Here is a 5,494-nt window from a genome sequence, read left to right as displayed (position 1 = left end):
TCGGTACTTCAACCGTACGTCGGCCGCAACCGGAAGCGGCTGCGCCGAGGGCGCGCCAGGACACTCCCGCTGACGCCGCCCCGCCGTACGGCCGTCCGGCAGCCGGACGGCCGTACGGCTTCCCGGGACAGGCTTCCCGGGCCGGACCAGGGGCTCCCGGCCGGGTCCTCGGGGCCCGGCGCGGGCGTGGAGCCGCCGGTCGAAGTTGAGTACGCGTACTCAGGCGCCCGGACACCCCCCGGCCGCAGGATCGACGGCATGCTGTGGTCCGACCCCGAGGACGAGCCGCCTGAGGAACTGCGTGACATGCAGGACATGTTGCGGCGGCTCGGGGTCCTGATGGCGCTGGCCAGCCTGCTGGCGATGATCGTCATCGGCATCAGGTGAAGTACGCCGATACGCTGAGCGCATGACCGATCAGCCCCGCCGCCGTCTGGTGCTCGCATCCCAGTCCCCCGCCCGCCTCGGACTGCTCCGGCAGGCCGGGCTCGACCCCGAGGTCATCGTCAGCGGCGTCGACGAGGACGCCGTCACCGCCCCCACCCCCGCGGAACTCGCGCTCGCCCTGGCCGAGGCCAAGGCATCCGTCGTCGCGGCGAAGCCCGAGGTGAAGGGCGCGCTGGTGATCGGCTGCGACTCGGTCCTCGACCTGGACGGCGAAGCCCTCGGCAAGCCCGCGGACGCGGAGGAGGCGACGGCCCGCTGGAAGTCGATGCGCGGCCGGGCGGGCACCCTGCAGACCGGCCACTGCGTCTACGACACGATCAGCGGCCGGTACGCGTCCGGCACCGCGTCCACCGTGGTCCGCTTCGGCGAGCCGACGGACGAGGAGATCGCCGCGTACGTGGCCTCCGGTGAACCCCTCTACGTGGCGGGGGCGTTCACCCTCGACGGCCGCTCGGCGCCCTTCATCGACGGCATCGACGGCGACCACGGCAACGTCATCGGCATCTCGCTGCCCCTGATCCGCCGGCTGCTGGCCGAACTGGGCGTCGGGATCACCGAGTTGTGGGCGCCTGCGGAGAAGTGAGCGCCCGCCCGGGGCGGGCTCGGGCGGCGGGCCTCAGGGGGTGGCGGGCGCGGGGCCGCCGCCCTCCTGCGCCGGTCCGCCCTGCCCCGGAGCGCTCCCGCCGTCCCCGGGACCGCCCTCCCCGGGCCGCGGGCCGTCCTGCCCCTGGCGGTCGGACGTCACGCCCGGACGGTCGTACGTCATGAGGGTGAGCAGGATCAGCCCGAACACGACCATCAGGAACGCGAACGCCCCCCAGCCGACCAGACCCACCGTGAAGGCGCCGAGCACGGCGTGCACCACGGCGGCGCTGATCAGCAGGATGCGCCAGAACCCGGACGGGGTGCGGCCGCGCACCGCCACCAGCAGGGCGGCGAGCCCGCACAGCGCGAAGTACAGACCGAAGACGACACCGCCCGCCTTCGACGACGCGGACATCGCATCCGGGTCGAGTCCCGCCAGCGACATGTTCTGCCGGTCCACGACCATGCCGAGGAACCAGTTCAACAACGCGATGCCGAACGCCTCCACGAAGAGGACCACCGTCACGATCCATGCCACCGGTCTGCGGACCACCGGCCCCCACCCACCTTCGAGCGCGCTGCGTGTTACTCGGAGTACCTTCGAGACATCGCGAACGCTACTAACGGGTAAACCTCGGGACAAGAGGTCTGTCAGGCGCAAAGTTTCGTTGGGCCATTAGTAGGGACTCCACAAAGAAACACGACCGGTGGCAGGACTACCTCATAGAGACCTCGGCCACATCAGAAGGCTAGGGTTTTCCGGTGGATTCCCCTGTACGGCGGTGCGACAAGGGATTTCGCAGGTGGAGTGAGCATGGTTTCACGCTCCGTGTGGGCAAGCTCACCACTCGGGACCGGTCGAAACATCGTGTCGGCAGTCCCTAAACTCGGCTTGTTTCAAGGAGAGGGAGCCATCGTGCGCAAGGTGTTGATCGCCAACCGTGGCGAAATCGCTGTCCGTGTCGCCCGGGCCTGCCGTGACGCCGGGATCGCGAGCGTGGCCGTGTACGCCGACCCGGACCGGGACGCCCTGCACGTCCGTGCGGCGGACGAGGCGTTCGCCCTGGGCGGTGACACCCCCGCCACCAGCTACCTGGACATCGAGAAGGTCCTCCAGGCCGCGAAGGACTCCGGCGCGGACGCCGTCCACCCCGGCTATGGCTTCCTCTCCGAGAACGCCCACTTCGCCCAGGCCGTCCTGGACGCCGGGCTGACCTGGATCGGCCCGCCGCCGCAGGCCATCCGCGACCTCGGCGACAAGGTCGCGGCCCGGCACATCGCCCAGCGCGCCGGTGCCCCGCTGGTCGCCGGCACGCCCGACCCGGTGTCCGGCGCCGACGAGGTCGTCGCGTTCGCCGAGGAGCACGGCCTGCCCATCGCCATCAAGGCCGCCTTCGGCGGTGGCGGGCGCGGTCTGAAGGTCGCCCGCACCCTCGAAGAGGTCCCCGAGCTGTACGAGTCCGCGGTCCGCGAGGCGGTGGCCGCCTTCGGTCGCGGCGAGTGCTTCGTCGAGCGCTACCTCGACCGGCCCCGCCACGTGGAGACCCAGTGCCTCGCCGACAGCCACGGCAACGTGGTCGTCGTCTCCACGCGCGACTGCTCCCTCCAGCGCCGCCACCAGAAGCTGGTCGAGGAGGCCCCGGCGCCCTTCCTGAGCCAGGAGCAGCTCGACGAGCTGTACACCGCGTCGAAGGCCATCCTCAAGGAGGCCGGCTACGTCGGCGCGGGCACCGTCGAGTTCCTCGTCGGCACCGACGGCACGATCTCCTTCCTGGAGGTCAACACCCGCCTTCAGGTCGAGCACCCGGTCACCGAGGAGGTCGCCGGCATCGACCTGGTCCGCGAGATGTTCCGCATCGCCGACGGCGAGGCACTGGGCTACGGCGACCCCGAACTGCGCGGTCACTCCTTCGAGTTCCGCATCAACGGCGAGGACCCGGGCCGCAACTTCCTGCCCGCCCCCGGCACGGTGACGAGGTTCGACCCGCCGTCGGGCCCTGGTGTCCGCCTGGACGCGGGCGTGGAGTCCGGCAGCGTCATCGGCCCGGCGTGGGACTCGCTGCTGGCCAAGCTGATCGTCACGGGCCGCACCCGCGAGGAGGCGCTGGAACGTGCCTCCCGCGCACTGGAGGAGTTCCAGGTCGAGGGCATGGCCACGGCGATCCCGTTCCACCGCGCGGTGGTCAGGGACCCGGCGTTCGCGCCCGAACTGACCGGCTCCGACGAGCCGTTCACGGTGCACACCCGGTGGATCGAGACCGAGTTCGTCAACGAGATCAAGCCGTTCACGGCGACCGCCGAGGCGGACGCCGAGGAGGACACGGGCCGCGAGACGGTCGTGGTGGAGGTGGGCGGCAAGCGCCTGGAGGTGTCGCTGCCCGCGTCGCTCGGCATGTCCCTGGCCCGCACGGGCCTGGCGGCCGGTGCCAAGCCCAAGCGCCGCGCGGCCAAGAAGTCCGGGCCGGTCGCCTCCGGTGACGCCCTCACCTCCCCGATGCAGGGCACGATCGTCAAGGTCGCCGTCGAGGAGGGCCAGGAGGTCAAGGAGGGCGACCTGGTCGTCGTTCTCGAGGCGATGAAGATGGAGCAGCCGCTGAACGCGCACAAGGCGGGCACCATCAAGGGCCTCAACGCCGAGGTCGGCGCGTCCCTCACCTCCGGCGCCCTGATCTGCGAGATCAAGGACTGATCACCCGCACCACTTCGGAAGCGCCCGGCGGACCGGCCCGCCGGGCGCTCCGCTGCCTGTTGCGGCGCTAGCGGCGGCGCAGGTCCGCGACCCGGGCGCGTTCCCCCGTCGGCGGCTCCCCGAGGGCCGTCGCGCTGCGCAACTGCGGGCCGGCGCCGGGGACCTGGCCCCGGCGGGGGCCGGGCAGGGGCACGTCACGGCGCGGCGGACGGCCCGCCGGGGCCGTGTCGCCCCCCGAGGAACCGCCTCCCCCGGCGACCGCGATCTGCACACCCTGATCGGCCAGGGCCTGCACCTCGGTGGCCGCGCGGTCGTCGTGCGCGGGCGGCTCGTCCGTCACCAGCCGGGTGATCAGATCCGTCGGCACGGTCTGGAACATCGTGTCCGTGCCGAGCTTGGTGTGGTCGGCGAGGACGACGACCTCCGCGGCCGCCTGCACCAGCGCACGGTCGACGGACGCCGACAGCATGTTGGACGTGGACAGTCCGCGCTCGGCGGTGAGCCCGCTCCCGGACAGGAAGGCCTTGGAGACCCTCAGCCCCTGGAGCGACTGCTCGGCACCGCTGCCGACGAGGGCGTAGTTGGAACCGCGCAGGGTGCCGCCGGTCATCACGACCTCCACGCGATTGGCATGGGCCAACGCCTGGGCCACCAGCAGGGAGTTGGTGACGACGGTCAGCCCGGGCACCCGCGCGAGCCGGCGCGCCAGCTCCTGCGTGGTGGTGCCCGCCCCCACCACGATGGCCTCGCCCTCCTCGACGAGGCCCGCGGCGAGGTCGGCGATGGCGGTCTTCTCGGCGGTCGCGAGATGGGACTTCTGCGGAAAGCCGGACTCCCGCGTGAACCCGCCCGGCAGTACCGCACCGCCGTGCCGGCGGTCGAGGAGTCCTTCTGCCTCCAGCGCGCGCACGTCCCGCCGTACGGTCACTTCGGAGGTCTGGACGACGCGGGCGAGTTCACGGAGCGACACGGCACCGTTGGCTCGCACCATTTCGAGGATCAATTGGCGACGTTCTGCAGCGAACACGAAACTGACAGTAACCCCAACGACCGTCTGGTTTCAGCAGTTTGCGCCGAATAACAGAAGTTGTTCGCACGACAGGGCGGAAAGTGGTATACGTGCCCACTCCCGTCACCTATGTCCCGTGTCCCGCCGCCACCTCGCCACGAACGGGACCCCCGGCCCGCGGTCACCCGCGTGGACCGTCAGGACTCGGCGCCTGCCTTCCGGGTGTGCAACTGCCGTGCCACCTCGGCAATCCGCCCCGACCGCTGCCGGTATGCCGTGAAGTGTTGCAGGCTGTTCCACCGTCAGGTTGCTGCCGACAGTGATCAAAATCGAGTGGATCAGTTTCGGAACAGGCGAAGCGCGGCGACCCTGCGGATCACGCTTGCCGGACAACCAGCCCCTCTTATAACCTAATTGACTAAGCATCATCTTTGGATCGACTACCTCGTTCGCATGAAGGTGTCCCACCCGCGGATTCATCGGCATTCACGCTGGTCAGACTCCTTCTCCTTCACGCTCGGCGGACCGGTTCCTCAACAGACCCCTCCCGTCGAGCCTGTCGCAGGCGTATGACCCCCTCGATCCGCCACTGGAATGCGCGAGCGCCGCGTGCCCTCACGCAACGGAGTGCAGGAAGACGGACCTCACGGTCGGCCTCCTGCGTAGAGCGTCAACTTGACCCGGCGCTGAAGCACCAGGCTTGGAGGTAGTGCCCAACTGGCTGCTGGGGTGGACTCCTCCGTCCAGACACCCCGTTATGGGGT

Annotated in this window: 5 protein-coding genes and 1 pseudogene; 3 read left to right on the top strand and 3 right to left on the bottom strand. The window is 70.5% G+C overall.

The genetic code is table 11. From position 1 onward, the window contains the following. The first annotated feature begins 258 nt into the window (after window positions 1-258). Window positions 259-387 carry a morphogenic membrane protein MmpB gene (mmpB, locus tag ACWD5Q_RS35045; protein ID WP_451431114.1) on the top strand — a complete coding sequence of 43 codons (129 nt, stop codon included), beginning with the start codon at window positions 259-261 and terminating at the stop codon, window positions 385-387. Between the two features lie 22 nt (window positions 388-409). Then, the gene (locus tag ACWD5Q_RS35040) at window positions 410-1,030 is read left to right on the top strand and encodes a Maf family protein (RefSeq protein WP_451431113.1); all 621 of its coding nucleotides are present in this window, start codon (window positions 410-412) and stop codon (window positions 1,028-1,030) included. Window positions 1,031-1,063: 33 nt separating this feature from the next. Here ACWD5Q_RS35040 and ACWD5Q_RS35035 read toward each other — a convergent pair whose 3' ends face one another. Further along, the gene (locus ACWD5Q_RS35035; protein ID WP_451431112.1) at window positions 1,064-1,585 is read right to left on the bottom strand and encodes a hypothetical protein; all 522 of its coding nucleotides are present in this window, start codon (window positions 1,583-1,585) and stop codon (window positions 1,064-1,066) included. A 363-nt stretch (window positions 1,586-1,948) separates the two neighbouring features. On the opposite strand from ACWD5Q_RS35035, the gene ACWD5Q_RS35030 reads away from it, so the two are divergent. Next, window positions 1,949-3,721 carry an acetyl/propionyl/methylcrotonyl-CoA carboxylase subunit alpha gene (locus tag ACWD5Q_RS35030; RefSeq protein WP_451431111.1) on the top strand — a complete coding sequence of 591 codons (1,773 nt, stop codon included), beginning with the start codon at window positions 1,949-1,951 and terminating at the stop codon, window positions 3,719-3,721. A 67-nt stretch (window positions 3,722-3,788) separates the two neighbouring features. Here ACWD5Q_RS35030 and ACWD5Q_RS35025 read toward each other — a convergent pair whose 3' ends face one another. Both ACWD5Q_RS35025 and ACWD5Q_RS35020 read right to left on the bottom strand, forming a co-directional pair. Next, window positions 3,789-4,748, bottom strand: coding sequence for a DeoR/GlpR family DNA-binding transcription regulator (locus ACWD5Q_RS35025; protein ID WP_451431110.1), 960 nt, complete (start codon window positions 4,746-4,748; stop codon window positions 3,789-3,791). Window positions 4,749-4,927: 179 nt separating this feature from the next. Continuing rightward, window positions 4,928-5,075 (bottom strand): annotated as a pseudogene (locus ACWD5Q_RS35020) (NAD(P)H-quinone dehydrogenase); the annotation flags it as partial. Between the last annotated feature and the right edge of the window lie 419 nt (window positions 5,076-5,494).

It is taken from the genome of Streptomyces sp. NPDC002513 (assembly GCF_053595355.1).
The sequence above is the reverse complement of the archived record's forward strand: the minus strand, read 5'-3'. Positions and strand labels throughout refer to the sequence as shown.